Annotated in this window: 27 protein-coding genes and 1 tRNA gene; 10 read left to right on the top strand and 18 right to left on the bottom strand. The window is 66.6% G+C overall.

Annotated elements, in window-relative coordinates:
- Positions 1 to 2: 2 nt before the first annotated feature.
- Both C8J45_RS12070 and argH read right to left on the bottom strand, forming a co-directional pair.
- Positions 3 to 245, bottom strand: coding sequence for a hypothetical protein (locus C8J45_RS12070; RefSeq protein ID WP_107963415.1), 243 nt, complete (start codon positions 243 to 245; stop codon positions 3 to 5).
- Complete coding sequence (gene argH / locus C8J45_RS12065; protein ID WP_107963541.1) at positions 242 to 1,609, bottom strand: argininosuccinate lyase; 1,368 nt, start codon at positions 1,607 to 1,609, stop codon at positions 242 to 244. Before argH ends, C8J45_RS12070 begins: the two co-directional genes overlap by 4 nt.
- Before the next feature lie 16 nt (positions 1,610 to 1,625).
- On the opposite strand from argH, the gene C8J45_RS12060 reads away from it, so the two are divergent.
- On the top strand, positions 1,626 to 2,267 hold the full coding sequence (locus tag C8J45_RS12060; RefSeq protein WP_258191429.1) for a TlpA disulfide reductase family protein: 642 nt from the start codon (positions 1,626 to 1,628) through the stop codon (positions 2,265 to 2,267).
- Between the two features lie 228 nt (positions 2,268 to 2,495).
- Here the strand turns inward: C8J45_RS12060 and C8J45_RS12055 are convergent.
- A tRNA-Gln gene (locus tag C8J45_RS12055) sits at positions 2,496 to 2,569 on the bottom strand.
- A 164-nt stretch (positions 2,570 to 2,733) separates the two neighbouring features.
- On the opposite strand from C8J45_RS12055, the gene C8J45_RS12050 reads away from it, so the two are divergent.
- Entirely contained in the window at positions 2,734 to 3,795 is a 1,062-nt protein-coding gene (locus tag C8J45_RS12050) for a Ppx/GppA phosphatase family protein (protein ID WP_258191428.1), read from the top strand.
- Positions 3,792 to 4,463, top strand: a complete 672-nt coding sequence (locus C8J45_RS12045; RefSeq protein WP_056487962.1) for an RlmE family RNA methyltransferase — start codon at positions 3,792 to 3,794, stop codon at positions 4,461 to 4,463. The genes C8J45_RS12050 and C8J45_RS12045 overlap by 4 nt, the downstream gene beginning before the upstream one ends.
- A gap of 412 nt (positions 4,464 to 4,875) precedes the next feature.
- Here C8J45_RS12045 and rpoZ read toward each other — a convergent pair whose 3' ends face one another.
- Positions 4,876 to 5,220, bottom strand: coding sequence for a DNA-directed RNA polymerase subunit omega (gene rpoZ / locus C8J45_RS12040; RefSeq protein ID WP_055882033.1), 345 nt, complete (start codon positions 5,218 to 5,220; stop codon positions 4,876 to 4,878).
- 118 nt (positions 5,221 to 5,338) lie between these two features.
- Between rpoZ and C8J45_RS12035 the strand changes: the two genes are divergently transcribed.
- Positions 5,339 to 6,499 (top strand): phosphatidylserine/phosphatidylglycerophosphate/cardiolipin synthase family protein, encoded by a 1,161-nt coding sequence (locus tag C8J45_RS12035; protein WP_107963413.1) that lies wholly within the window; start codon positions 5,339 to 5,341, stop codon positions 6,497 to 6,499.
- 200 nt (positions 6,500 to 6,699) lie between these two features.
- On the opposite strand, the gene C8J45_RS12030 is transcribed toward C8J45_RS12035, so the two are convergent.
- Positions 6,700 to 7,314 (bottom strand): class I SAM-dependent methyltransferase, encoded by a 615-nt coding sequence (locus tag C8J45_RS12030; protein ID WP_107954277.1) that lies wholly within the window; start codon positions 7,312 to 7,314, stop codon positions 6,700 to 6,702.
- A 183-nt stretch (positions 7,315 to 7,497) separates the two neighbouring features.
- On the opposite strand from C8J45_RS12030, the gene C8J45_RS12025 reads away from it, so the two are divergent.
- Positions 7,498 to 7,821, top strand: coding sequence for an antibiotic biosynthesis monooxygenase (locus tag C8J45_RS12025; protein WP_107963412.1), 324 nt, complete (start codon positions 7,498 to 7,500; stop codon positions 7,819 to 7,821).
- Positions 7,818 to 9,128 (top strand): MFS transporter, encoded by a 1,311-nt coding sequence (locus C8J45_RS12020; protein ID WP_107963411.1) that lies wholly within the window; start codon positions 7,818 to 7,820, stop codon positions 9,126 to 9,128. Before C8J45_RS12025 ends, C8J45_RS12020 begins: the two co-directional genes overlap by 4 nt.
- 15 nt (positions 9,129 to 9,143) lie before the next feature.
- Here the strand turns inward: C8J45_RS12020 and C8J45_RS12015 are convergent, their stop codons facing one another.
- The 3 genes from C8J45_RS12015 to C8J45_RS12005 all read right to left on the bottom strand — a co-directional run bounded on the left by C8J45_RS12015 (position 9,144) and on the right by C8J45_RS12005 (position 12,593).
- Positions 9,144 to 9,791, bottom strand: a complete 648-nt coding sequence (locus C8J45_RS12015; RefSeq protein ID WP_258191427.1) for a TetR/AcrR family transcriptional regulator — start codon at positions 9,789 to 9,791, stop codon at positions 9,144 to 9,146.
- Positions 9,734 to 10,198 carry a nuclear transport factor 2 family protein gene (locus C8J45_RS12010; protein ID WP_107963410.1) on the bottom strand — a complete coding sequence of 155 codons (465 nt, stop codon included), beginning with the start codon at positions 10,196 to 10,198 and terminating at the stop codon, positions 9,734 to 9,736. Before C8J45_RS12010 ends, C8J45_RS12015 begins: the two co-directional genes overlap by 58 nt.
- A gap of 121 nt (positions 10,199 to 10,319) precedes the next feature.
- Positions 10,320 to 12,593 carry a CDC48 family AAA ATPase gene (locus C8J45_RS12005; RefSeq protein ID WP_107963409.1) on the bottom strand — a complete coding sequence of 758 codons (2,274 nt, stop codon included), beginning with the start codon at positions 12,591 to 12,593 and terminating at the stop codon, positions 10,320 to 10,322.
- A 281-nt stretch (positions 12,594 to 12,874) separates the two neighbouring features.
- Here C8J45_RS12005 and C8J45_RS12000 point away from each other — a divergent pair, with 281 nt between their 5' ends.
- Positions 12,875 to 13,759, top strand: a complete 885-nt coding sequence (locus C8J45_RS12000) for a LysR substrate-binding domain-containing protein (RefSeq protein WP_107963408.1) — start codon at positions 12,875 to 12,877, stop codon at positions 13,757 to 13,759.
- Positions 13,760 to 13,879: 120 nt separating this feature from the next.
- Here C8J45_RS12000 and C8J45_RS11995 read toward each other — a convergent pair whose 3' ends face one another.
- Positions 13,880 to 14,338, bottom strand: a complete 459-nt coding sequence (locus C8J45_RS11995; RefSeq protein WP_107963407.1) for a peptidylprolyl isomerase — start codon at positions 14,336 to 14,338, stop codon at positions 13,880 to 13,882.
- 108 nt (positions 14,339 to 14,446) lie between these two features.
- On the opposite strand from C8J45_RS11995, the gene mgtE reads away from it, so the two are divergent.
- Together mgtE and C8J45_RS11985 are read left to right on the top strand one after the other, a co-directional pair.
- Positions 14,447 to 15,856 carry a magnesium transporter gene (gene mgtE / locus C8J45_RS11990; protein WP_107963406.1) on the top strand — a complete coding sequence of 470 codons (1,410 nt, stop codon included), beginning with the start codon at positions 14,447 to 14,449 and terminating at the stop codon, positions 15,854 to 15,856.
- Positions 15,857 to 15,899: 43 nt separating this feature from the next.
- Positions 15,900 to 16,304: a DUF1489 family protein gene (locus tag C8J45_RS11985; RefSeq protein WP_056053914.1), complete on the top strand. Its 405-nt coding sequence runs from the start codon at positions 15,900 to 15,902 to the stop codon at positions 16,302 to 16,304.
- Positions 16,305 to 16,381: 77 nt separating this feature from the next.
- Here C8J45_RS11985 and C8J45_RS11980 read toward each other — a convergent pair whose 3' ends face one another.
- From C8J45_RS11980 to C8J45_RS11940, 9 genes are all read right to left on the bottom strand, one after another.
- Entirely contained in the window at positions 16,382 to 17,101 is a 720-nt protein-coding gene (locus C8J45_RS11980) for a GIN domain-containing protein (RefSeq protein ID WP_146168615.1), read from the bottom strand.
- 54 nt (positions 17,102 to 17,155) lie between these two features.
- Positions 17,156 to 17,887, bottom strand: a complete 732-nt coding sequence (locus C8J45_RS11975; protein ID WP_107963404.1) for a head GIN domain-containing protein — start codon at positions 17,885 to 17,887, stop codon at positions 17,156 to 17,158.
- Positions 17,888 to 17,978: 91 nt separating this feature from the next.
- Positions 17,979 to 18,317: a Rap1a/Tai family immunity protein gene (locus C8J45_RS11970; protein ID WP_181321205.1), complete on the bottom strand. Its 339-nt coding sequence runs from the start codon at positions 18,315 to 18,317 to the stop codon at positions 17,979 to 17,981.
- A 27-nt stretch (positions 18,318 to 18,344) separates the two neighbouring features.
- Positions 18,345 to 19,145 (bottom strand): hypothetical protein, encoded by an 801-nt coding sequence (locus tag C8J45_RS11965; protein ID WP_258191426.1) that lies wholly within the window; start codon positions 19,143 to 19,145, stop codon positions 18,345 to 18,347.
- Positions 19,146 to 19,184: 39 nt separating this feature from the next.
- Positions 19,185 to 19,496 (bottom strand): hypothetical protein, encoded by a 312-nt coding sequence (locus C8J45_RS11960; RefSeq protein ID WP_107963402.1) that lies wholly within the window; start codon positions 19,494 to 19,496, stop codon positions 19,185 to 19,187.
- A gap of 372 nt (positions 19,497 to 19,868) precedes the next feature.
- Entirely contained in the window at positions 19,869 to 20,402 is a 534-nt protein-coding gene (locus C8J45_RS11955) for a CarD family transcriptional regulator (protein WP_056053923.1), read from the bottom strand.
- 206 nt (positions 20,403 to 20,608) lie between these two features.
- Positions 20,609 to 20,950: a ferredoxin FdxA gene (fdxA, locus tag C8J45_RS11950; protein WP_031393648.1), complete on the bottom strand. Its 342-nt coding sequence runs from the start codon at positions 20,948 to 20,950 to the stop codon at positions 20,609 to 20,611.
- A 254-nt stretch (positions 20,951 to 21,204) separates the two neighbouring features.
- On the bottom strand, positions 21,205 to 21,513 hold the full coding sequence (locus C8J45_RS11945) for an RNA-binding S4 domain-containing protein (RefSeq protein ID WP_107963401.1): 309 nt from the start codon (positions 21,511 to 21,513) through the stop codon (positions 21,205 to 21,207).
- Positions 21,506 to 23,998, bottom strand: coding sequence for a helicase-related protein (locus C8J45_RS11940; RefSeq protein ID WP_107963400.1), 2,493 nt, complete (start codon positions 23,996 to 23,998; stop codon positions 21,506 to 21,508). Before C8J45_RS11940 ends, C8J45_RS11945 begins: the two co-directional genes overlap by 8 nt.
- Before the next feature lie 198 nt (positions 23,999 to 24,196).
- Between C8J45_RS11940 and C8J45_RS11935 the strand changes: the two genes are divergently transcribed.
- Entirely contained in the window at positions 24,197 to 25,708 is a 1,512-nt protein-coding gene (locus C8J45_RS11935; protein ID WP_107963399.1) for a M23 family metallopeptidase, read from the top strand.
- Positions 25,709 to 25,718 lie beyond the last annotated feature (10 nt).

Here is a 25,718-nt window from a genome sequence, read left to right as displayed (position 1 = left end):
CTTCAATTCGGCGGCGGCAGGTCGAACTCGTCGCTGCGGCGCGGCTGGGACGTGGTGAGCAGCTCGTCGCTGCGCTGCGGGCGTTGCTGCGTCGTGGGGGTCAGCAACTGTGCGGGAGTCGGCGGCGTTTTCGCACCGTAAGGCGCGGCCGGGAGCGTCTTGCCCTCCGCCGGCACGAGGCCGTCCGCTGCGCCGCAACCGGTCAGCGCCAGCGCCAATCCTACGATGCCAAAAAGCCGTTTCATGCTACCTCCCCCCGCGCCGCACGGATCGCAGCACGTACATTGTCGGGCGCGGTGCCGCCGAAGCTGATCCGGCTGGCGACCGACGCATCGACCGACAGCACGCCGTACACGCGTTCGTCGATCCGTGCATCGATTGCCTTCAGGTCCTCGATCGGCAGCGCATCGAGCGCGATCTTGCGCTCCTCGGCCAGCTTCACCGCACGCCCGGTGACATGATGTGCCTCGCGGAACGGGAGACCCGCCTCGCGCACCAGCCAGTCGGCGAGATCGGTCGCGGTCGCAAAGCCGCTCTCGGCCAGCCCGCGCATCCGATCGGTGCGGAACGTCGCGCTTTCGACCATCCCGGTCATCGCCGCGATCGACAGCGCGAGCAGGTCGTGTGCCTCGAACACCGGCGGCTTGTCGTCCTGCATGTCCTTAGAATAGGCGAGCGGCAGCCCCTTCATCGTCACCATCAGCGCGGTCATGCAGCCGAGGATCCGCCCGGCATGCCCGCGCACCAGCTCGGCGGCATCGGGATTGCGCTTCTGCGGCATGATCGAGCTGCCGGTCGACCATTGATCGCTCAGCGCGACGAACCCGAACGGCTGCGACGCCCACAGCACGAACTCCTCGGCGAGCCGCGACAGATGCAGCGAGGTCTGCGTCGCCGCGGTGAGATACTCGATCGCGAAATCGCGGTCGCTGACGCCGTCGAGCGAATTGGTCATCGGCCCGTCGAAGCCGAGCGCCTCGGCGGTCATCGCGCGGTCGATCGGGAAGCCCGTGCCCGCCAGCGCAGCCGAGCCAAGCGGCGACCGGTTCATCCGCGCCCGCGCGTCCGCGAACCGCCCGACGTCACGCGAAATCATCGCGTGATACGCCATCAGATGATGCCCGAGCGTCACCGGCTGCGCGGACTGCAAATGCGTAAAGCCCGGCATAACGCTCGCCGCATGCTCTGCCGCGCGAGTCAGCAATGCCGCCTGGAACCCCGCCAGCGCCGCCAGCGCCTGGTCGATCGCATCGCGCACCCACAGCCGGAAATCCGTGGCGACCTGGTCGTTGCGCGAGCGTGCGGTATGCAGCCGCCCCGCGACCGGTCCGATCGCATCGGCCAGCCGCGCTTCGGTCTGCATATGGATATCCTCGAGGACCAGATCCTCCTCGACGCCGTGCTCGGCATAATACGCCGCCACCGTATCGAGGCCTGCCGAGATCGTCGCGGCATCCTCGCCTGAGACGATGCCCTGCTTGCCGAGCATCGCGACATGCGCCTTCGAGCCGGCAATATCCTGCTGCCAGAGGCGCTTGTCGAAGGGAATGGAGGCGTTTATCTCGCGCATGACCGCTGCCGGCCCTTCGGCGAACCGCCCGCCCCACATCGAATTGGAACCGTCCATGTTCTCGAATCCTGTGTTCAATTCGCTGTTAAAGTCTGGGCCGATCGCCGCCGTGATGGGGATGGGCCTGCTGGTCGCCGGCTGCGATAGGAAATCGTCCGCGCCGGAGCAAGCAAACGTCGTCACGGCAAACGCCGTGTCCGCCGACGAGGTCGCGTCCGGCCCCGCTCCGGACGAGGCGACCGGTCCGGCCACCAGCACCGAAAAGCTCGACCGCAGCCACAAGGGCGAGACCGGTCCGACCGTCGCCTTCACCGCGCCGGACGGCAAGTCGGTCACGCTCGCGTCGTTCAAGGGCAAGCCGTTGCTGCTCAACATGTGGGCGACCTGGTGCGCGCCGTGCGTCGCCGAGATGCCGACGCTCGACGCCACCGCCAAGTCGATGGCCGGCAAGGTTCAGGTGATCGCGGTCAGCCAGGATTTGCAGGGCGCGGAGAAGGTGACGCCGTTCTTCGCCGCGAAGAAGTTCACGACGCTCAAGCCGTATCTCGATCCGAAGCTGGGACTCAGCCTTGCCTATCAGGCGAACCTGCCGACCACGGTCCTGTACGATTCGGCGGGCAAGGAAGTGTGGCGGATGACCGGCGGCTATGAATGGAACACGCCCGCGGCCGCAAAGCTGGTCGCCGAAGCGTCGTAATCCTCGAAACGATGTGCCGGCCCGCCTTGGTGACGAGCCAAAGGTTGATGGCGGACCGGCGCGCCACCTTAACCCGTGTTGCGATCCCGGGGGTGTAAACAACATCGAAAACCGTGGAAATACGACGAACCGAGTGCTGCGGCGTAACCGGCGTACGATATCGAGGAATGCACCGCGGGTCTGAAAATCGCCGCTCGGTGCTGGGTCAACCGCTCAGGCGGGAAGCGCTGGATGCCCCGTGAGGATTCGAACCTCAATAGGCGGTATCAGAAACCGCAGTCTTACCATTAGACGACGGGGCATCAGCGAGGGCGGGCTCTACGAGGGGCCGCCAAGGCTGTCAACGCCAAGATGATGCCGTTCCGCCACTTCGCTTGCGTAATCGCCGCGCTGCGCTACATTCGTGTCCAAGCACCGGGCGGGTATTTTCCCGCGGCGGCAGACATAGATAGCGAGTTTTACGGCGATGGGGGATGTTTCCGCCCGAATGCCGTTCCGGCAGGGTAGTCCTGCCCGTCCGGCGGCGACCCGGCCCTCTCGTGGGCGGTGGGCCGATGCGCAGGCTTTTGCCGCGCTGGATCTCGGCACCAACAATTGCAGGTTGCTAATCGCGCGACCGCAGGCTGGCGGGTTTGCGGTGATCGATGCGTTCTCGCGAATCGTCCGGCTGGGCGAGGGATTGGCCTCGACCGGCAAGCTGAGCGATGCGGCGATCGAGCGGACGATCGCGGCGCTTCGCGTGTGTTCGGACAAGTTGCAGCGGCGCAACGTGACGCTGGCGCGGTCGGTCGCGACGGAAGCATGTCGGCAGGCGTCGAACGGACCTGCGTTCATCGCGCGTGCGCTCGCCGAGACCGGTATTCACCTCGACATCATCTCCGCCGAGGAAGAGGCGCGGCTGGCGGTGCTTGGCTGCCATGCGCTGATCGAACCAGGGGAGGATCCTGCGCTCGTGTTCGATATTGGCGGCGGGTCGACCGAGCTCGTGCTGGTCGATACTTCGACGCCCATTCCAACCGTGCTCGACTGGCATTCGGCGCCTTGGGGCGTGGTGTCGCTGACCGAGCATGCCGGCGGTGGCGAAGGCGAGGACGGGCGCCGTGCCGCCTATGCGCGGATGCGTCAGGTCGTTGCGGACAGTTTCGCGGGGTTCGCCGCGCGCCTGCCTCAGCATATCGAGCGGCCGCGGTTGCTCGGCACCAGCGGCACGGTGACGACGCTCGGCAGCGTGCATCTCGGGCTCAGCCATTACGACCGCTCGGTGGTCGACGGACTGATCGTGCCCGCGTCGGCGATGCGGCGGATCAGCGCCGACCTTTCCCATATGTCGATCACGGAGCGCGCCAAGCTGCCGTGCATCGGCAACGAGCGCGCCGACCTGGTGGTCGCGGGCTGTGCCATTCTGGAGACGATCATGGATTTGTGGCCCGCCGAACGGCTCGGCATCGCCGACCGCGGTATTCGCGAAGGGATTTTACGCCGGCTTATGGGATCTCCCAAGCCCGGCAAGTCGGGAATCGCAGCATGAGCCGCGGTGGCTCGGGCGGGCACGTCCGCGTGCTCACGGCGCGGAAGCGGACCGCGCAGTCGACGCGCTGGCTCGAGCGTCAGCTGAACGATCCGTATGTGAAGCGTGCGAAGGCGGACGGCTATCGCAGCCGCGCCGCGTACAAGCTGATCGAGCTCGACGAGCGGTTCGAACTGATCCGCGGCTCGAAGCGCGTGGTCGACCTGGGGCTCGCGCCAGGCGGTTGGGCACAGGTGATCCGTCGGCGGATACCCAAGGCCACGGTCGTGGGCATCGACCTGCTTCCGGTCGATCCGATCGAAGGCGTGACGATCTTCGAGATGGATTTCCTCGACGATGCCGCGCCGGGCAAGCTGATCGAAGCGCTGGGTGGCGCGCCGGACCTGGTGCTGTCGGACATGGCGGCGAATACCGTCGGGCATCCGCAGACCGATGCGCTCAGGACGATGGCGCTGGTCGAGACCGCGCTGCACTTTGCCTGCGAAGTGCTGGAGCCGGGCGGGACGTTCGTGTCGAAGGTGTTCGCGGGCGGGGCCGATTCGGAGCTGGTCGCGGAGATGAAGCGGAACTTCAAGACCGTGAAGCATGCCAAGCCGCCGGCTAGCCGGAAGGGGTCGGTCGAGTGGTTCGTGGTGGCGCAGGGGTTTAAGGGTCGGTCAGCGGATTAGCCTAGCTAATCCGCGTCGCGGACCGACCCCGGCCAGCGTTGCGCAGCAACGACTGACGACGCGGCTTCGCCGTGGCGCTTTACCTCAGGGTGATACCGAAGCGTCACGGCTGAGACTGTTTCCCCGCGAAGGCGGGGATCCAGACTGGGCTCCCGCCTTCGCGGGAGAACAAGGAGAGGGCGTAGGTCGGCGGTTTGCCTGAAGCACGTGTCCTGACCCTTCCCACGGCAAGCGCCGCGGGCCCCTTCCCTCTCCCCTTTAGGGAGAGGGTATAAAGAAAAAGCCCGCGGACTTGGGTCCACGGGCTCTCTCTATTTCACGCGCCGCGGCAAAGCCACATCGTCGGTCGGGCTATGCCCGCCGGCCGGGGTTTCGGCCGAGACGCGGATTAGCTTTCGCTAATCCTGCTGCCTCAACCCTCGTAGTCAGCACCCAGATTCTGGTTCCGCGGCGGCGCAGCAGCGGTAAGACGCAACGCCTCAGCCGATGCGGCCAGGCTGCCGACGGCATCGACCTCGTCGTCGTCGTCGACGCGAACCTTCTGCAGGCCCTGGATGACCTGTTCCTTGAGATGCGCCGGCTTGACGTTCTCGTCGGCGATCTCGCGCAACGCGACGACCGGGTTCTTGTCGCGGTCGCGGTCGAGCGTCAGTTCGGCGCCGCCCGAGATCTGGCGCGCACGCTGGGCCGCGAACAACACCAGGTCGAACCGGTTGGGGATCTTGTCGACACAATCCTCGACGGTAACGCGCGCCATGCGGCTTCCTTCGTAACAACGATAGAATGAGAATGCGTCGCCTAGGGGGCATGGCCCGCAAAGTCAAGAAATCCGCCGCGGCTTGCCTCCGGCGGCCCCCATGTCCATCACACCCGCCATGGACGATCTTGCGGCACAGCCGACTTTCACCGTCGACGGCAACCAGATGACGCTGCTCGACACCGGCCCCCGGCGCCTCGACGCGGTGCTGGCGCTGATCGACGGCGCCGAGCGAACCTTGCGTATACTCTATTACATCTACGCCGACGACGAGTCCGGAAAGCGCGTCAACGCCGCACTCATTGCCGCAGTTAAACGCGGGGTCGAGGTCGCGCTGATCGTCGACGGCTTCGGCAGCGACGATGCCCCGCACGCCTTCTTCGAGCCGCTCGAAGCCGCGGGAGTTTCGGTATGCCGGTTCTCCGCACGCTTCGGCCGCCGCTACCTGCTCCGCAACCATCAGAAGCTCGCACTCGCCGACGAAACGCGGATCATCATCGGCGGCTTCAACATCGAGGACGATTATTTCGGGACCGCGGCCGAGCAGGCGTGGCGCGACTTGGGATTACTGGTCGAAGGTCCCGCGGCAGGGCGACTGGCCGGGTATTTCGATGCGCTGAAGGACTGGATCCACGAACCAAAGGGCAAGCTGCGCCGGCTCAACGCGGCGCTGTCGCACTGGAGCGAAACCAGGGGCCCGACGCGGTGGCTGATCGGCGGGCCGACACGGAAGCTGTCGCCCTGGGCACGGGCGGTGCGCGACGACATGCGGCGCGGGCGACGGATCGATATCATCGCCGGATATTTCACGCCTAGCCCCGCGCTGCTCCGGCGGCTCGACAAGGCGGGGCGGCGGCAGGCCGACGTCCGGATCGTGACCGCGAGCAAATCGGACAACAACGCGACGATCGCCGCGGCGCGGTTCACATATGCCGGCCTGTTGCGAAAGGGCGTGCGGCTGTTCGAATACCAGCCGACCAAGCTGCACACGAAGCTCTACGTGATCGACAACGCAGTCCATATCGGCTCGGCCAATTTCGACATGCGCAGCCTGTTCATCAACCTCGAACTGATGCTGCGGATCGAGGATGCGGCGTTCGCAGGCCATGTCCGCGGGTACATCGATGGCGAAGTGGCCAAGTCGACCGAGGTGACCAAGGAGTTGTACCAGGCGAACACTGGTTGGGTGCAGCGATTGAAACAGCTCGGTGCGTATTTCGTCGTGGCGGTGGTGGACCCGAGCCTGTCGCGCGGGCTGAACTTCGGGATCGACGAGTAGCCTCCCCGTTCGTCCTGAGTAGCAATTGAGTAGGCACTAAGCACCGTATCGAGACAGCGTATCGAAGGACGAGTTGGGGCTAGCTACACCAGCGCCGACGGCAAAGCCGCCGTCGGACGGGTTCGGCTAGTTCCAGCCGACCCGCCGGCCGGGCCTGACGCTGCGCCTTGCGCATCGGCGCGGGCGTTGCCGCGCCTGCGTCAGTCCTTCCAAGCCCAGTACAACTGCGCCGGCGGAACGTTCCACCACTCCATGTCGTGGTCGATCGACTCGAAATGCGGGGTCAGGAAGTCCTTCACCTTGGGCGAGAACTGATAGACCAGAAACGCGCCACCGGTGCGCAGGACCGAATGCGTCGCGGTCGCGATCGCCGGGCCGACACCAGGGGGCAGCGTCGAGAAGGGCAGCCCCGACAACACGTAGTCCGCCTTCTCGAAGCCGTGGTCGGCGACGATCGTCTCGACCTCGTCCGCCGAGCCCAGCACCGCGAAGAAGCGCGGGTCGGTGATGGTGTGGCGCAGATACTGGATGAACTCGGGGTTGGTATCGATGACGACCAGCTTGGCATCCGGCGCCATCCGGTCGAGGATCGGCCGGCAGAACGTACCGACGCCCGGGCCGTATTCGACGAACAGCTTGCAGTTCGCCCAGTCCACCGGACCAAGCATCTTGCGGATCAGCTTGTCCGACGACGGCACGATCGACCCGACCATGACCGGGTGTTTCAGGAACCCTGAAAAGAACATCTGCCACGGGGACGGCACGCCGGCTGGTCGGCTGCGTGCACGCCGGGTGGCGGTGGTCGAACTGGGCATCGCGTTCCTTACGATCAGGGGTCTCGCAAACGATGGCGAGGCTTTGGCCCTCCCGTCGCACGAATTCCGAACGCGTTTCAAGGGCCGCGGGTTGCATCAGGCGACGAACCGAAGCGGAAGTCGTGTTGCGCCAAGTGGTTCCGGCGACTTTGCCAAGTGCAAGGCTTCCCCTAAGCATCCGCCATGCAGGATGATCGGACAGGACAGATCGCCGTCATTTTCGTGTCGATCCGTAACGACACGGACGCCGCCGGCTATGGCGAGGCCGCCGCGGCGATGGGTGCGCTGGCCGCGGCGCAGCCCGGCTATCGCGGCGTCGACAGCGCGCGCGAGGCGGGCGGCATGGGAATTACCGTGAGCTATTGGGCGGACGACGCCGCGGCGATCGCATGGCGCGACCATCCCGAGCACACCGCGATTCGCGAACGCGGGCGGGCACTCTGGTACGACAGCTATTCGGTCAACGTCGCGCGGATCGAGCGCGCCTATCACTGGACACGAGCATGACCGGTGCATCGACGGACGGCCCGAAGATCGACCGTCGCTTCGCGCTGATGTTCCTCGTGATGCTGACGATCGCCGCGGGGAATACAGCACTGCAATCGGTCCTGCCGGCACTCGGGCGGTCGCTCGGGGTTGCCGACAGCGCGGTCGCGGCGGCGTTCTCGGTCTCGGCGTTGCTGTGGGTGATCGCCGCGCCGTTCTGGGCGAACCGATCGGACCGACACGGCCGGCGCGCGATGATCCTGCTCGGCGTCGGCGGGTTCAGCGTGTCGCTGAGCTTGTGCGGCGTGTTCCTGCTCGCGGGAATCAACGCCTGGATCGGCGGCACGACCGCGTTCCTGTGTTTCATCGGTGGCCGACTGATCTACGGCACGTTCGGTGCGGCCGCACCCCCGGCGGTGCAGGCGCTCGTCGCCGGCGAGACGACGCGGGAAGAGCGGACCAAGGCGCTGACCTTGCTCGCCTCGGCATTCGGGCTCGGCACCATCCTGGGGCCGGCGATCGCGCCGTATCTGATCCTTGGCTCGATCGGCGGGATCGAGATCGGCTTGGCGGGCCCCGCGTTCCTGTTCGCGGTGTTCGGCGTGGCGGTGTGGATCACGGTGCGGCGGATGCTGCCCGACGACAAGATCGTCGCAGCCCACGAGACGCACGGCGCGAGTTCGGCCTACCCCTCGATCGGCGGCGCCCCGACCGGCGCCTCGGTCGCCGCCGCCACCGGATCGCATGTCGAACATATCGGCTATACCGATTCCCGCATCCGCGCGTGGATGATCGCCGGACTGGTGATGGGCCACGCGCAGGCCATGACGGGCCAGGCGATCGGCTTTCTCGTGATCGACCGCCTCCACCTCGCCCCTGCCCTCGCGCTCGAGCCGACCGGCATCGTCCTGATGATGGGCGCAGGCGCGGCGCTGCTTGCGCAATGGGGCATCATCCCGCGCCTGAACATGACGCCACGGGAGCTCGTGCTCACTGGGCTGGTGCTGGCGGCGGTCGGCACCGCGCTGACCGGCATCGCCACGTCGCTTTACACGATCGCAACCGCCTACGCGCTGGCAAGCCTTGGCTTCGGCTTCACGCGACCGGGGTTCACGGCGGGCTCTTCGCTGGCGGTCGGCGCCAACGCGCAAGGCTCGGTCGCGGGGAAAGTGACGTCGATCAACGGCGCGAGCTTCGTACTGGGGCCCTCGATCGGGGTCGGGCTGTACGAGGCGCAGCACTCGCTGCCGTATCTCGTCGCGGGCGCGGCCTGTGTCGTGATGATCGCCTATGCCTGGGTTTCGCTGCGTGATGCGAAAGAGATTTAGGCTGGATCAGGCCGGTTACGCATCGAACCTGCCATGACATGCCACTGCGTCGAGCAATATCCCTTCCAACCGACGGACGATCCGCACGAATGCGGCGTCCTCACCCAACGCGCGCGCCAGGACGATCGCGCCCTGAATCCCTGCAACCGTGTCTTCGGCGAGGCGCAGGGCCAGCGGTGACGGGATAGCGCTCGCTTCGAGGCAGTGCGCCAAGGCCGATATCCAGCGGGAGAAATACCCGCTGATCCGGACTGCGAAAACGTCACCGGAGGCGCCCAGACCGAGCCAGCCGACGAGGCAGACCCTGCCCCCGGACTGGAAATACGCCGTCACGTCCTCGATCATGGTGGTGATTGCCGAAGCCGGATCGCTCGCCCGCTCCAGCGGCACGAAGATCGTCGTGGCGAACCAATCGTCTATCTCGGCGAGGACGGCGTCCATCATCTCCGCCTTCCCGCCGGGAAAGAAGTTGTAGAGGCTGCCCTTGCCGAGCCCGGTCGCCTTCGAGAGCGTCGCCAGGCTGGCGCCCTCGAAGCCGTGTTCGCGAAACGCCTCGGCCAGTGCCGGCAGGGCGTCGGCGCGATCGGTCAGGACGCGCTTCGCGCTCAGAGGCCGAGATCGCTCAACGAGGGATGGTCGTCGGGGCGACGGCCGGGCGGCCAATGGAACTTGCGGTCGCCGTCCGCGATCGCGCAGTCGTTGATCGAGGCGATGCGGCGCGCCATCAGCCCGGCGTCGTCGAACTCCCAATTCTCGTTGCCATAGGACCGGAACCAGTCGCTGGCGTCGTTGCGCCATTCATAGGCGAACCGCACCGCGATCCTGTTGCCATCATGCGCCCAGACTTCCTTGATCAGGCGATAGTCGAGTTCCGCCGCCCATTTGCGCGTCAGGAAAGCGACGATCGCCTCGCGGCCGGTCAGGAACTCGGCCCGGTTCCGCCAGACGCTGTCGGGCGTGTAGGCGAGCGACACCTTGTCCGGATCGCGGCTGTTCCACGCGTCCTCCGCCATGCGCGCCTTCTGCGCTGCGGTCTCATGCGTGAACGGAGGCAGTGGCGGTCGGGACATGGCGGCACCTATCGCTGAACTTGTACCGAATGGTACAACATGGCCATGCCGCGTGCAACGCTGATCCTCTGGGAAGATCGCTCACCTTCCCACCCGGCGGGAACCGGGTGGGAAGCGAGGGTCAATCGTCCGCCTTGTTGGGGAACGCGAAGCCCAGGGGCTGGATTGCCGTTGCGTCCTGCTTCAGGCGGGCGGCCATCTGTTCGTATTCGCGTTCCGTCTCCGGGGTGACGCTAGCGCGCGACTCCTTCAGGGCACCTTCGAAGTCGGCCATCGTCACGTCGGTCGAATCGATCGAGCGACGCAAGGCCACCAGACCGGCGCGGCGGACGACATCTTCCAGGTCTGCACCCGAGAAACGGTCGGTGCGGTCGGCGAGGCGGTCGAGGTCGACGTCGGACGCCAGCGGCATCTTCTCGGTCTGGATACCGAGGATGCGGCGGCGGCCGGCCTTGTCGGGCACGCCGACGTAGACGAGTTCGTCGAACCGGCCGGGGCGCAGCAACGCCGGGTCAATCAGGTTGGGGCGGTTGGTCGCGCCGATCACGACGACCGACTGCAGTTCCTCCAGCCCGTCCATTTCGGCGAGGATCGTGTTGACGACGCGTTCGGTCACCTGTGGTTCGCCTGCGCCAGACCCGCGCGCCGGCACCAGCGAATCGAGTTCGTCGATGAAGATCACGCACGGTGCGACCTGGCGTGCGCGCTGGAACAGGCGGGCGATCTGCTGTTCGCTTTCGCCATACCATTTGCTGAGCAGGTCGGACGATTTGGTGGCGATGAAGTTCGCTTCCGCCTCACGGGCGACCGCCTTGGCGAGCAGCGTCTTGCCGGTGCCGGGGGGACCGTAGAGCAGGAAGCCCTTGGCCGGCCGGATACCGAGGCGGCGGAACGCGTCGGGGTTCTTGAGCGGGAGTTCGACGCCCTCCTTCAAACGCATCTGCGCGTCGTCGAGACCGCCGACATCGGCCCAGCGCACGGTCGGTGCCTGGACCATGACTTCGCGCATCGCCGACGGCTGGACGCGCTTGAGCGCCCCCAGGAAATCCTCGCGCGTGACCGACAGTTCGTCGAGCACTTCGGGCGGGATCGTCCGCTCCTCGAGATTGAGCTTGGGCATGATCCGACGCACGGCCTCGATCGCCGCCTCGCGGGTCAGCGCGGCGAGATCGGCGCCGACGAAGCCGTAGGTGGTGCGCGACAGCTCATCCAGATCGACGCGGTCGCCGAGCGGCATGCCACGCGTATGGATGCCGAGGATCTCGCGACGGCCACGCTCGTCGGGCACGCCGACGACGATCTCGCGGTCGAACCGGCCCGGACGACGCAGCGCTTCGTCGATCGCCGCGGGGCGGTTGGTCGCCGCGATCACGACGAGGTTCGCGCGCGATTCGATACCGTCCATCAACGTCAGCAACTGCGCGACGAGACGCTTTTCCGCCTCGCCCGATACCTGGCCACGCTTCGGCGCGATCGAATCGATCTCGTCGATGAACACGATCGACGGTGCTGCCTTTGCCGCTTCCTCGAACACTTCGCGGAGGCGCGACTCGGACTCGCCGTACGCCGAGCCCATGATCTCGGGGCCGTTAATCAGGAAGAACTGCGCGTCGGATTCGTTGGCGACGGCGCGCGCGAGACGCGTCTTGCCGGTGCCGGGAGGGCCGTGCAGCAACACACCCTTGGGTGGATCGACGCCGAGCCGCTGGAAGAGTTCGGGGTAGCGGAGCGGCAGTTCGACCATCTCGCGCAACTGGTCGATCGTCTGCGCCATGCCGCCGATATCGTCGTAGGTGACGTCGGCGCGGCGCGCGGCCTGTGGCTCCTCGTACTCGGAGCGGAGTTCGATCTCGGTATTCTCGTCGATGTGCACCACGCCCTTGGGGCTGGCGGCGATCACCGCGAGGCGGATCTCCTGGAGCGCGTACGCCGGCGCGTTCATGAACTGCTGGACGTTGGGCGGCATGTTGCCGACGCGCTGATGCCCCGCGGTCGCGACGATGTCGCCCTGGCAGATCGGCCGGCCGAGGAAGGTGCGCTTAAGTGCGTTGGTCGAGCCCTGGAGGCGGAGGTTCTGCTGCGCCGGCGCGAACACGACGCGGGTTGCCGGTTTCGACTCGGCTTTGCGCACTTCGACGAAATCGCCCGAACCGACGCCGGCATTGGCACGCTGAAGGCCATCGATGCGGAGGATATCGAGACCTTCGTCTTCCGGATACGGACCGACGGCGCGCGCGGGCGTGTTCTGCTTGCCGAGGATTTCGATCACGTCGCCTTCGCCGATGCCGAGCGTCGCCATCAGCGCGCGCGGCAGATGCGCCAAGCCGCGGCCGCTGTCTTCGGGACGCGCGTTGGCGACCTGGATTTTCCGCGTGGGGATTTCGCTATCGGGCATCTCGACTCCTTCGAACTCGAAGTGTCAGATGGGGAGCCTCTTCCGGCGGCGCGAGGACTTGATCGCCGGTACGGACCAAAAACGCACAAAAAAAGGGCCGGCCAATGAAGGCCAGCCCATGAAAGTTTTTAGGAGAGGATGCCTGAAAGGCGAGGTCTTTTTGCGGCGAGACGGTTCGTGTTGCAAGTGCGAAGGGATCAGCTACGATTGCGCTAACTGCAATCGCATGCATGAATGCGTCCAGCGGTCATTGTCACACTTGTCGAGTCGAAAGAGGAATCATGCGCAGGCTGCCGCCACTGGGGGCTATCGAGGCGTTCGTGCAGGTCGCGCGGCTGGGGTCGATCAAGGCCGCCGCCGAGGATCTGGCGCTGTCCGCGCCTGCGCTCAGCCGTCGCGTGCAAAGCCTGGAGCGGTTCATCGCCAAGCCGCTGTTCGCGCGGCGGCATCAGGCGATGGTGCTCAATGCGGATGGCGAGCGGCTGCTTGCGCAGATCGCACCGGTTCTGGACTCGCTGTCGGACGCGGTCGAATCGCTGACCAGCACGACCGAGGTGCTGCGGCTGCGGCTCGGGATCCTGCCGCTCTACGCGTCGCAGAAGCTGTTCCCCAAGCTGGGTGAGCTGCGCACCACGCATCCCGAACTGCACCTCGATATCGATACCGCGGCGCATCTGGTGTCGCGGCTCGGCGATGGGCTCGATGCGGTGATCGCGCTGTCGCGCGAGATCGATCCGGCGTTCTACGCGCGGCGGCTCGATCGCAATTCGGTCTATGTGATTGGCGCGCGGAGCCTGCTGGAGCGCGCGGACCCTGTCACGCGGCCCGAACAGCTATCGACGCTGACGGCGCTGGTGCACCGCGACATGACGGATACGTTCACCGCATGGCGAACGGCAGCGGGGCTGGATGACATCGAGCCGCTGGCGATCGATCATTTCGATTCGGGGGCGCTGATGCTGGAGGCGGCCGCGCAGGGGCTTGGCGTCGCGTTCATGCATGCGAGCCACTTCGAGGATGCGAACGATCCGCGACTGGTGCGGCTGTTCGATATCGAGGTCGAGAGCCCGTACAGCTACTGGTTCGTTTGCCGCCCAAGGGCGTTGCAGACCAAGCCGGTGAAGCTGTTCCACGACTGGTTGATACGGACGGTGGCGGAGGTATGACCGCTGCTCTCCTCCCGCTTGCGGGAGGGGTCGGGGGAGGGGCGTGCCTCGCACACCGGACGCCGGTACGTACGTCGCGCCCTCCCCTAGCCCCTCCCGCAAGCGGGAGGGGAATTCAGCTTACGCAGCGTGTGCCTTGACAATCTTGCCCGGCGCACGCGGCGGCTCGCCCTTCGGCAGCGCATCGATCAGGTCCATGCCGTCGGTGACTTCGCCCCAGACGGTGTACTGCTTGTCGAGGAAGCGTGCGTCGTCGAACACGATGAAGAACTGCGAGTTCGCCGTGTCGGGCTGGTTGGTGCGCGCCATCGAGCACACGCCGCGGACGTGAGGTTCGGCCGAGAATTCCGCCTTGAGGTTGGGCTTGCTCGACCCGCCGGTGCCGTCGCCGCGACCACCGTCACCGCCCTGCGCCATGAAGCCCGGGATCACGCGGTGGAAGGGTACGCCGTCGTAAAAGCCTTCGTTCGCTAGCTCGGCGATCCGCTCGACGTGCTTGGGCGCCAGATCGGGGCGGAACTTGATCGTGACGTCGCCGCCATCGAGGGTCAGCGTCAGCGTTTCGGGGGTGTCAGCCATTCATGTTCTCCTGAATTGATGCGCGGCAGATAGGGAGCCGCACTCCGACTGGCAAATGCACGCGCGCCGCGTTAGGGCCCAACCGCGCATCTTTTAAGGGAGGCAGCCATGAGCGAACTCGAGCTTCCCGAGGTCGAAACCGACACCCAGCCCGAAAACCAGCTCGATCGCGACGACCATCTGCGTCCCGAATTCGTGCGGGCGGTGCTCGATGCAGTCGAGGACGGCGACGACGAGGGCGCGCGCGCGCTGGTCGAGCCGCTGCACCCGGCCGACATCGCCGATCTGTTCGAGCTGACCCCGCAGGAGGATCGCGCGGCGCTGGCGCGCGCGGTCACCGATCTGCTTGGCGGCGACGTGTTCGCCGAGATGAACGATTACGTCCGCGAGGACCTGATCGACGCGCTCGAACCGCACCAGGTCGCCGATCTCGCGTCCGAACTCGATACCGACGATGCCGTCGCGATCATCGAGGACATGGACGAGGACGAGCAGCGCGCGGTGCTGCGCGCGCTCGATCCGGACGATCGCGCCGCGATCGAGGAGGCGCTGAGCTACGCCGAGGAATCCGCCGGCCGCCTGATGCAGCGCGAGCTGATCGCGGTGCCCGAGCATTGGACCGTCGGCGACGCGATCGATTACCTGCGCGGTCATGAAGAGCTGACGACCGATTTCTGGGAGATCTTCGTCGTCGATCCCGCGCACAAGCCGATCGGCACGTGCCAGCTCTCCTGGATGCTGCGCACGCCGCGCGGGATCGCGATCGCCGATGTGATGAAGCGCGAGCAGACGCTGATCCCGGTCGACATGGACCAGGAGGAAGTCGCGCTCCGCTTCCAGAAATACGCGCTGATTTCGGCGGCGGTGGTCGATCATGGTGGCCGGCTGGTCGGGATGATCACGGTCGACGACATCGTCCACATCATCTCCGAGGAGGCGGGCGAGGATACGCTGCGCCTTGCAGGCGCCGGCGACGGCGATATCAACGAGCCGATCCGGCTGACGGTGCGGACGCGGTTCACGTGGCTGGTGGTCAATCTTGGCACGGCTATGGTCGCATCGTCGGTCGTCGGGCTGTTCCAGGGGACGATTGCGAGCTTCGCGCTGCTCGCGGTGCTGATGCCGATCGTCTCGGGGATGGGCGGCAACGCCGGCACGCAGACGCTCGCGGTGGTGGTGCGCGCGCTCGCGACCAACCAGCTGACGAGTTCGAACACGCGCCGGATGATCGGCCGCGAGTTCCGCATCGCCGCGGCGAACGGCGTCATGCTGGGGGCGCTGATCGGGCTCGGGACGTACGTGATCTTCCGCAATACCGATCTCTCGATCGTGATCGCGGCGGCGATGCTGACCAACAATTTGACCGCTGGGCTAGCCGGCGTGCTCGTGCCGGTGACGCTCGACAAGTTCCGGATCGATCCCGCGGTGTCGTCCGCGGTGTTCGTGACGACGATGACCGACACGATGGGGTTCTTTTCGTTCCTCGGGCTGGCAGCATTGTGGGGGCTGCACGGTTGATCGGCCGGTTGACTGGGGCGGTTTAAGGCCCATTTCCAACGCCATGCCGCTCCACCTTACCAAAGTCGCGTTCGGCGCGGAAAGCGTCGACCATCTAGCGGAGCGGCTCCGGCTGCGCGGCGAGGAGGGGCCGGTGTTCCTCACCACGCGCTATCTGCCCAAGCGGCATGAGGAGGTCGCGGGCCAGGGCTCGATGTTCTGGATCCTCAAGCACCAGCTGATCGCCCGCTCGCCGATCCTCGGATTCGGCGAGGCCGAAGAGGGGCGCGTCGCGATCCACATCGATCCGAAGCTGGTCCTCGTGCAGGCCCGGCCCAAGCGCGCGCATCAGGGCTGGCGGTATCTGGAAGGCGCGGACGCCCCGCTCGATCTGGGGGGCGATGCAACCGGGCTGGACGTGATGCCGCCGGCGTTGATGACGAAGCTAGCGGAGTTGGCGCTGATTTAAAATGAGTGTCCGAGCCCGCTTCCCGGAGCACTTGCGGGGCGGGTATCTCGAACCGACCTCGCCCGACTCGAATACCCTTACGGCTCCCCGCTCCCGCCCGGTTTCCCGCACACTACCGGACCGCCTGCCGCCGAATCGACACGGCATTTTGCTGGTCCGGTCACCGACACGCTTCCCAAGCCCGCATTCGTGACCTGCGCGGTGTAGCGCGCCGCGGCCTTGGTCTCCCCTACCCCATCGAGGTGCACGGTCAGGTCGTTGACCGCTAACCCCGACGCATCGATCGCGCCCGGCCCGCTCGTCACCAGTCTCGCCCGCGCCGCGCGGCCTGCAAGCGTCATCTGGCCGGTGCCGATCACCGTCGCGTTCAACTGATCGGTGTCGGCCGCGGCCAAGGCCAGGCTCCCGTTGCCGCTGACCGTCACGTCGACGCGCATCCCGCGCATCTTCGCGATCGTCAGCCGCCCGCCTGCCGCGACGCTCGCGGACGTGAGCCCGGGGGTCGAGACAGTGACGACGATCGGACCGCTCGTGCCGCCGCCGCGCGGTTGCTCGCCCCAGCCGCCGGCGCCCTTGCGAACGGAGAGCGTCGTGCCATCGACGCGGACCGTGACCCCGTCGTCGCTGCGCGACCCCGTGATCGTCGCGCGCGGCGAGCCGATCGTGACGCGGACCTCGAACGGCCCTTCGACGCGGACCCGGTCGAAGCTGCCGACCGAGACGGTCCGGCCGGGAACGGGCGCCTGCGCGAGTACGGGCGACGAGAGGAGCAGCAACGGTGCGAGCAGGAATCTCATACTCGCGATCGTCGTCGCTTCCGTGTCGTCACGCAAGCCGGATGGCGTGGCGGATCAGCGGCCGCAGCGGACGCGCCCCGAGCCCATCTTCGACGTCGTGCAGCGCGAGTTCGGGCCGAGATCGACATCGCCCGATCCCATCATGTCGACCGTGGCCGAGCCGTTGACGACCGCACGGACGCTGCCCGACCCCGCCATCTCGATCTTCGCCGACTGCGCGCGCAGCTTCGTGCCGTCGAGGTCGCCCGAACCGGCGATCTCGACCTTCAGATCACGCGCGGAACCGCTCGCCCGCGCGGTGCCGGAGCCCGCGATCGAGAATTTCGCGTCGTCGACCTGAATCGCGCCGACATAGAGATTGCCGGAGCCTGCGATCCCGCCCGCGAACCCGCCCCCCTCGATACGATCGATCGCCATGTTGCCCGATCCGGAGACGTTGGCCTCGGTCAGCCGTGGCAACGTGACGAACACCTTGACCTTGGCGCCCTTGTTCCAGCCGAAGTTCGTCCCGGTCTTGCGCCCGATGTTAAGCGTGTCGCCGTCGCGATCGATCCGCAGCCGATCGAGCTGTTCGCTCGGCCCTTCCGCACGAATCGAGAAGCCGGTGCCGACGCGGACATCGACGTCGTCCGAGCCGCGCAGGTCGATGCCGTTGAAACCGGCCACCTGATATGTTCGGGTGGCCCCCGAGCCAGCGGCCGCTGCGGCCGAACCCTCGTCGTCACTGTTCCAGCTGAACGAGCAGGCCGCGAGAGGAATGATCAGTCCGAGCGCAAGAAAGTTCATCGCATCCTCCTGTGTGTTGCGCGAACAATACACCTGATGCGGAATGCCGCAAGGCTAATTCATGCGAGGCCGCTCGTCGGGACCTGACCTGCTAGCCACGCTTGCACGGGTAGGCGTCGCGCAGCGCATCGCGCACGACGAAAGATGGCGCGCCGGTCCCCGTCTTCTTGGCACGCGCGTGCAGATACTTTCGAACGGTAGCGGCCACCTTGACGTTCGAGGCGCGGGCCGGGAGCGGGCAGATATCGCCCGACAGCGACAGCGCGTCGAATTCGCCGAGAATGTAGCCGGTGCAGAAATTGGCGGAAGGATCGCTATCCTTGCCTTCGCAGAATTCCAGGAGTTGCTGGGTCGTGAGCGAACTCACCACCACTGGTCGATCCGGCGTTCGATCGGCCGCAGCGAGAGTGGCAAGCATCAGCAAGATCATCATAGTCCCTTCGCAAGAACCGGCATTTCAGCCGGTCGCAGCGCTTACATAGGGCAGCAGGCGCACGCGCGGGAATACATCGTCGAGCGATTTGGTGTCGGGCAGGATATAGACCACCCCGCCCTTCTTCTGGAACTGCGGGCTGAGCGTCCGTGCGTAGAATTTGGTGCCGACGTTGATGCAGCCGAAGCTGATGCGGTTGTCGTCGGGCGTCGGCGACAGCAGCCGCTCGACGCGGTGCTCGCTCTTGTGCGTGGTGATCACCGCATGCAGCGCGACCGAATTGGCGTAATCCACCCAGATGACGCGCTGGCGACCAAAGGCGCGCCCGAATTTACTGACGAACCGACCGGCCGGCGTGGTCCGCTCGGCGGGACCGATATCGGCAAGGTTCTTCGCGCCGACCCCTGGCGACGAGTCATCGCCGATGCCGACGCCAAGCAGCACGGGCGTCTGGCCGAGAAACTCGCCCTTCGCGCTGAACAGCAGCAGCGAGGCGGCCTGCTTGTCGATCACGACATAGGGCAGGCCCTTATTGTCGTGTTCGGCCGTGATCCACGCGAGCATGCGGCTCGCCGGCTCGGACTGCGGGGGGAGCACCAACGGCGCCACCACCGCGGCCTTGGCCTTGGTCCGTGACCGCGCTGGAGCCTTGGCCTTGCGCGCCTTGGCCGCACCCGGCGTAGCCTTCGCCGGAGCGGCCTTCGTCGGAGCCGCCGACGCTGGGGCAACCAGCGCCAGCGTCAGCGCGGCGACCGCGGCCGTACGGCAAACGCGACGGAACAGCCCCGTGGACCAGATGCCCGGGATCAAGATGGGCGTGTCCAACAGGGCCGTCCGTCGATGCAAGCGCGTGCGAAGATCGGTTTAGCCGCGCGGCTTGCGCTGGCGCTGCTTCGCCTGCTGCTGGACCTGCTGGTCGATATCGTCGACGCGGCCGGTCAGCTGATCGATGCGCTGGCCGTTCTGCTGCGACTGGCCGGCAGCGGCCTGAGCCTGGGCGAGTGCCTGGCCGGACGTACCCTCGACCGTGCGCAACTGACCGTCGAGGCCATCGATGCGCGTGTTGACCACGGCGATCTGCTCGCGGACGAAGCCCTTCGTGGCGCAGCCGCTAAGGCCGATACCGGCGATGAGGATCAGGGCAACCGTCGGGTATTTCGGGAGATTCGTACGCATAGACTTAACCTTTCCAAACATGGATGGCGTCAGTCAGCGGAGAGCCGGCCGAATAACAATCGATATCCGGCGAGACGTTCGCTCCGTGCGGCGAGAGTAGTTCGCGCCGGCATCTACGACTGGATTTCGGGCGTAACGATCCTGCCGATCATTTTCTTTCCCTGTAGCAAGGTTACGTTCAGGAAAGCGCCGCAAGCCAGTATTACCTCGCACTATACTTGCACGTACCTAGCAAAGGTCGGGATAGCAGGCGAGAAGCCCTCGGGTCGCCCTGCAATCTTCCCGCGCCATGAGGGGGTGATTGGCCGATCCCTAAAACGAAAAAGGGCGGCCCCACAGGACCGCCCCTTCGTCGCATCAAGGAACCAAGCGTTACGCCGGCACCTTGTCCTTGTTGTAGATCGCCGCCGCGGCGCGGAGGATGTCGAGGATCTTCTCCTGCGCCTTGGGCTCGTCGAGCTCTTCCATCGCCGCCAGTTCGCGCGCGAGGCGGCTGGTCGCGCCTTCGAAGATCTGGCGCTCGGAATAGCTCTGCTCGGGCTGGTCGTCGGCACGGAACAGATCGCGGACCACTTCGGCGATCGACACGAGGTCGCCCGAGTTGATCTTCGCTTCATATTCCTGCGCACGGCGCGACCACATGGTGCGCTTGACCTTGGGCTTGCCCTTGAGCGTATCCATCGCCTCGCGCATCGTCTTGTCGGACGACAGCTTGCGCATGCCGACGCTTTCGGCCTTGTTGGTCGGCACGCGGAGCGTCATGCGCTCCTTCTCGAACCGGAGGACGTAGAGTTCCAGTGTCATGCCGGCGATTTCCGAGCGCTGGAGCTCGATCACACGGCCGACCCCGTGCTTGGGATAAACGACGAAATCACCGACATCGAAGGACAGTGCCTTGGCAGCCATTTGGGGCCTTTCCGGATCAGGCCTCGCCGCGACGCCTCGACGAAGGACTCGTCGCTGCTGCATCGGGGGAGGGATAGGTCTAACTCACGCCAGGCGCACGACTTCCGTCGTCACGCCCGTCGCAGACGTGAGTAGCAGCTTTGCAACAAAATTACCAGCCGCACGTACGCCGCACATGGCAGACGGCTTGACCTAACAGCGATCAATCAGTCGCCAGCGCCCGGCTCCGGGGAGAAATACTTGTCGAACTTGCCCTCGACGCCCTTCATGGCGTCGGCATCCGGCGGCGTCTGGTTGTCGTTGCGCGTGACGTTGGGCCATTGCGCCGAGAACGTCGTATTGAGCTCGAGCCACTGCTCCAGCCCGCTCTCGGTGTCGGGCAGGATCGCTTCGGCGGGGCATTCGGGTTCGCACACGCCGCAATCGATGCACTCGCTGGGATTGATCACTAGCATGTTCTCGCCTTCGTAGAAGCAGTCGACCGGGCACACTTCCACGCAGTCCATGTACTTGCAGCGGATGCAGGCATCGGTGACGACGTAGGTCATTGCAGAACTCCTGGGCCGGATTCCTTTCCGGCGACGAACGCGCCAGCGACTATGCGCGCTGGTCGGTCGCGTCAATCATAGCAAGCCTTCTGCGAGACGTTATCAGGCTTTGTCGTGGCTTGATCCCACACTGCCCAACCCCTTTACGTCATCCTGACGAAGTCAGTACCCAGGATACCAAGGGCAGCGTCTCGTGGCTCTGGGTCCTGACGTTCGTCAGGATGACGGCGATCGCTCGTGTCGAGCCTCATCGGTCACTCGGAAGCAGGATCGCGGACGGTACCGGCCGGCGTCTTCCCCGCAATCAAATCCTGATAGCATCCTTGAGCCTCGGGGGCCGGCCCTCGCCTGACCGGCAGCGCCTCGACCCGGATCACCCGAACCTGATCGGCCACTGCAAACGTCAGCACATTCCCCACCCGCACCGGGCAATGCGCGCGATCGATCGGGCGCCCGTCGATCCGCAGATGCCCCCGCTCGGCGATCGCCTGCGCGGCGCTGCGGGTCTTGGCGAGCCGCACGAACCACAGGAACCGATCGATCCGCATCGCGCCTTCAACCATGGCGAACCAGTGCAGCCAGCCCGGCAAACGCATTCTGCCGCGACGGATCGATTGGCGTCGGCGCCGCGGGGCGAGCAGGCGGACGACCGCGCCAGACCCAGCGCGGCGCGTCCCCCGCCAGCGCCTTGAACCCGAGTTCGGCCATCAACCGCTCCAGCGACGCGGGATCGACGCCGATCGACGTCGCCAGCGCAGGATCGGGCGCGAACGGCGTGCGCCCCTGCCGCGAGTCGTGCGCGGCCCGCGCGATGCGCTCGATCAGGTCGATCCGGACCGCCTGGAGTCCGAGCGGACGGAACCCTGCCTCCAGAACCGCCCCCTCGCTGCCACGCGCCAATACCGTCGCGCCATCGCGCGGGGCGGCGATCGTCGTACCGCGGGCTGCTGCGAGGATGCGCCGCCAGCGCGCCGACTCGGGCTTGAGCAACCGCGCATCGAACAGGTCGAGCGCACCGACCGTAATCCCGATCTTGCGCAAACGCTTGCGCTCGTCAGGATCGATCGCGTCGAGCGCCAGCCGCATCGGCAACCGCGGCAGGATCCCGCCGGCCTCCTCGATCGCGCTCGCTACCGCGCGCAACGCGGGCGTCGCATTCGGATCGCGGCTCAATTCGGCAAGGTGGACCAGCACCGCGATCCGCCGCTTGAGCATCCCCGCGAGCCACAGCGCCAGCCGCGCCTCGATTCGCTCCCGCGCAGGCTTGTCGAGGCAGTCGAGCGACCGGTCTAGGATCAGCTTCGGCCGCGCGAACGACGGCCCTGCGCCAAGCTTGGCGACCGGATGCCCAGCCCAGACGACCTGCGCAACGTCGTCGAGCGCGATATCGACGTCCGGCGCATCGACCAGCGATTGCCCGCGCCGCGACCGCTCGCCGGTCAGCCGTTTTTCCGCCGCCGCAAGCAACAGCCGCTTGTCGCTCGCCCGCGCGTCCGCCGCGACGGTAAAGCGGAACCCGTCAAGCCGACCGATCGGATGATCCTCGACCATCACCTCGCCCTCAGGCCCGATCACCACCGGCAACGCACCCGCATCTGCACCGATCTGGCGCATCAGCGCCGTCGTGCGCTTGTCGACGAACCGCTGCGTCAGGCTGGCGTGCAGCGCATCCGACAGGCGCTCCTCAAGCGCCGCAGTCCGCGCCGCCCAGAGCGTGGGCTCGGCCAGCCAGTCGGCGCGCTGCGCGATATACGCCCAGATCCGCGTCGCCGCGATCCGCCCCGCGATCACCGGCACGTCACCCGCCACCGTATCGAGCCGCGCGATCTCGTCGGCGAACCACTGGTGCGGGATATGCCCGCGGCCTTCGCTCAGATGCCCGAACAGCCGCGATACGAAACGCGCATGCGGATCGAGGCCGACTTTGCGGAAATCAGGCACGCCACAAGCCGCCCACAGGCGCGCGACCATCGCAGGGTGCCGTGCGCGTTCGCGGACCCAGCCTTCCTCCGCCAGCCGCTTCAATACCCCCAGATCGAGAGCTTGCGGCGCAGCGCGCAAAACGCCAGCGGGCGGTCGCGCTTCCAGGCTCGCGACCAGCGCATCGATGCTTGTGAAATCGGGCTCGCCCTGCCGCCAATAGAGGTTCTCGAGTCGCGGAAACCGGTGCTCTTCGATCGCCAGCACTTCGTCGGGGAGGAACGCGCCCGGGCCATCGTCGGACAGCGCGCCGAACGTGCCGTCGCGCTGGTGACGCCCCGCACGCCCCGCGATCTGCGCCATCTCGGCCACCGTCAGGCGCCGCTGGCGCTTGCCGTCGAACTTGTTGAGGCTGGCGAACGCGACATGCGCGACGTCCATGTTGAGCCCCATGCCGATTGCATCGGTCGCGACCAGATAATCGACTTCGCCCGCCTGGAACATCGCGACCTGTGCGTTACGGGTACGCGGCGACAGCGCCCCCATCACGACCGCCGCACCGCCGCGCAGGCGTCGTAACATCTCGGCAACCGCGTAGACCTCCTCCGCAGAGAACGCGACGATCGCCGATCGCTTGGGCAGCCGGCTGATCTTCTTCGCGCCGGCATAGGTCAGTGTCGAGAAGCGTGGCCGGTTGACGATTTCCGCACCGGGAACGAGCTTCTTGATCATAGGCCGCAACGCCTCGGAGCCGAGGATCATCGTCTCCTCACGCCCGCGGGCGCGCAGCAGCCGGTCGGTGAAGACGTGGCCGCGTTCCGGATCGGCACCGAGTTGCGCTTCGTCGATACCGACGAAGGCGACGTCGCGGTCGGGCATCGACTCGGCGGTACACAGGAACCAGCGCGCATCGGGCGGCACGATCTTCTCTTCGCCGGTGACCAGCGCGACCCGGTTCGCGCCCTTGATCGCCACCACGCGGTCATAGACCTCGCGCGCCAGCAATCGCAGAGGAAAGCCGATCATGCCGCTTGAATGCGCGCACATCCGCTCGATCGCGAGGTGCGTCTTGCCGGTGTTGGTCGGGCCGAGAACCGCCGTGATCCCGTCGTTCGCGCCGTCGTTCATTCCAGCAACATCGGGGGTAAAGTCTGCGTGCGCAATGACCTGCGCAGAGTTTCCTTGCAGATTACGTCCTGCCCCCGTGCAGCCCCATCTCGCCGCAAACTTGGTCGTGCGCACACATCGGTTAATTTGACTTTAGCATGTATCGACCACAACGACGCCTTGAGCGCCGGGGGAACGGCAACATCGGGGCGGGCCTGCGTGTATCTTCGTAACGATCAAGGCTTCGAACTGGCCGGCGGCACGGCGAGCCCGGCATTCGGCCGCGCGCTTTCGCCGCCTGCCGCTGCTCGCGCGCCCTCTCCCGTCGACGTTCTGCGCGATCATGCCGCGCGGATCGACTGGGTGCCCGATCTCGGCCACCGCATCGGCAGCCTCGACTGGTGGCGCGGGCTTGCGACATGCACCGCCTTGTGCGCCGCGACCTGGGCGCTCGCACCGAATTTCAGGCCACTGGTCGGTGCGGTGCCATCGCCGCTTGCCGGTGCCGAGTGGGAAGAGACGCGTGCGCAGGGCATCGCGCCGCTTGCCCAGGGCGCGACCACCGGGCGGCGGATGGCGGCGAACGATCTCGTCGCACCGCTCGCGGACGCCCCCGAACGCCCGACGCTCGAACTGTCCGCGACGCTGGGCCAGGGCGATGCGTTCGACCGGGCGCTGATGCGCGCGGGCGTCGGTCGAAGCGATGCCGAGGCCGCCGCAGCGCTGGTCGCGCAGTCGGTCGACCCCAAGGCCATCCCGGCCGGCACGCGGATCGCGCTCACCCTCGGGCGCCGGCCGGACCGCACCGTCGCGCGGCCATTGGAACAGCTCGATGTCCGCGCGAGGTTCGATCTGGCGCTGTCGCTGACGCGCGGTGCGGGCGGACTGACCGTGAACCGCAGGCCGATCGCGGTCGACTCGACGCCGCTGCGGATCCAGGGCTTGGTCGGCTCCAGCCTTTACCGCTCCACGCGCGCCGCCGGCGTCCCCGCAAAGGCGGTCGAGTCTTTCATCAAGGCGATCTCGACCCGACTTTCGCTCGGCCGCGACGTGACGGCGGCGGACAGCTTCGACGTGATCGTCGAGCGCGAGCGTGCCGCGACCGGCGAGACCCGGATCGGCGACCTCCTCTTCGCCGGCATCGACCAGGGGCGTCGCAAGGTGCAACTCGTGCGGTTCGCGCCCGACGCGGCAAACGTCGACGCCGACGAAGAGTCCAACCGCGGCGGCTGGTTCGACGCGAACGGACAGACCGAGCGGCGCGCCGTGTCGGGGATGCCGGTGGTAGGTCGGATCACATCAAGCTTCGGCCTGCGCGTGCATCCGCTGCTGGGCTTCACGCGGATGCACAAGGGCCTCGATATCGGCGCGCCCTACGGCTCGCCGATCCACGCGATGACCGACGGCGTGGTCGCGTTCGCCGGGCGGACCGGCGGCTACGGCAATTTCGTCAAGCTCGTGCACGGCGGCGGGATGGCGAGCGGCTACGGCCATATGAGCCGGATCGCGGTGGGCTCTGGCACGCGGGTGCGCGCCGGCCAGGTGATCGGCTATGTCGGATCCACGGGCATGTCGACCGGCCCGCATCTGCACTGGGAAGTGTGGAAGAATGGCGCGGCGATCAATCCGCGCTCGGTCTCGTTCGCGAGCGTGGCCGCGCTGTCCGGCGAGAAACTCCGCGCGTTCAAGGCGAAGGTGGCGCAGTTGCTGGCAGTCCGCGTCGGCGGGTAGCGAACGCGCG

Source organism: Sphingomonas sp. PP-CE-3G-477, assembly GCF_003050745.1.
Lineage (GTDB): Bacteria > Pseudomonadota > Alphaproteobacteria > Sphingomonadales > Sphingomonadaceae > Sphingomonas.
This window is presented reverse-complemented; position numbering and strand designations above follow the sequence as displayed.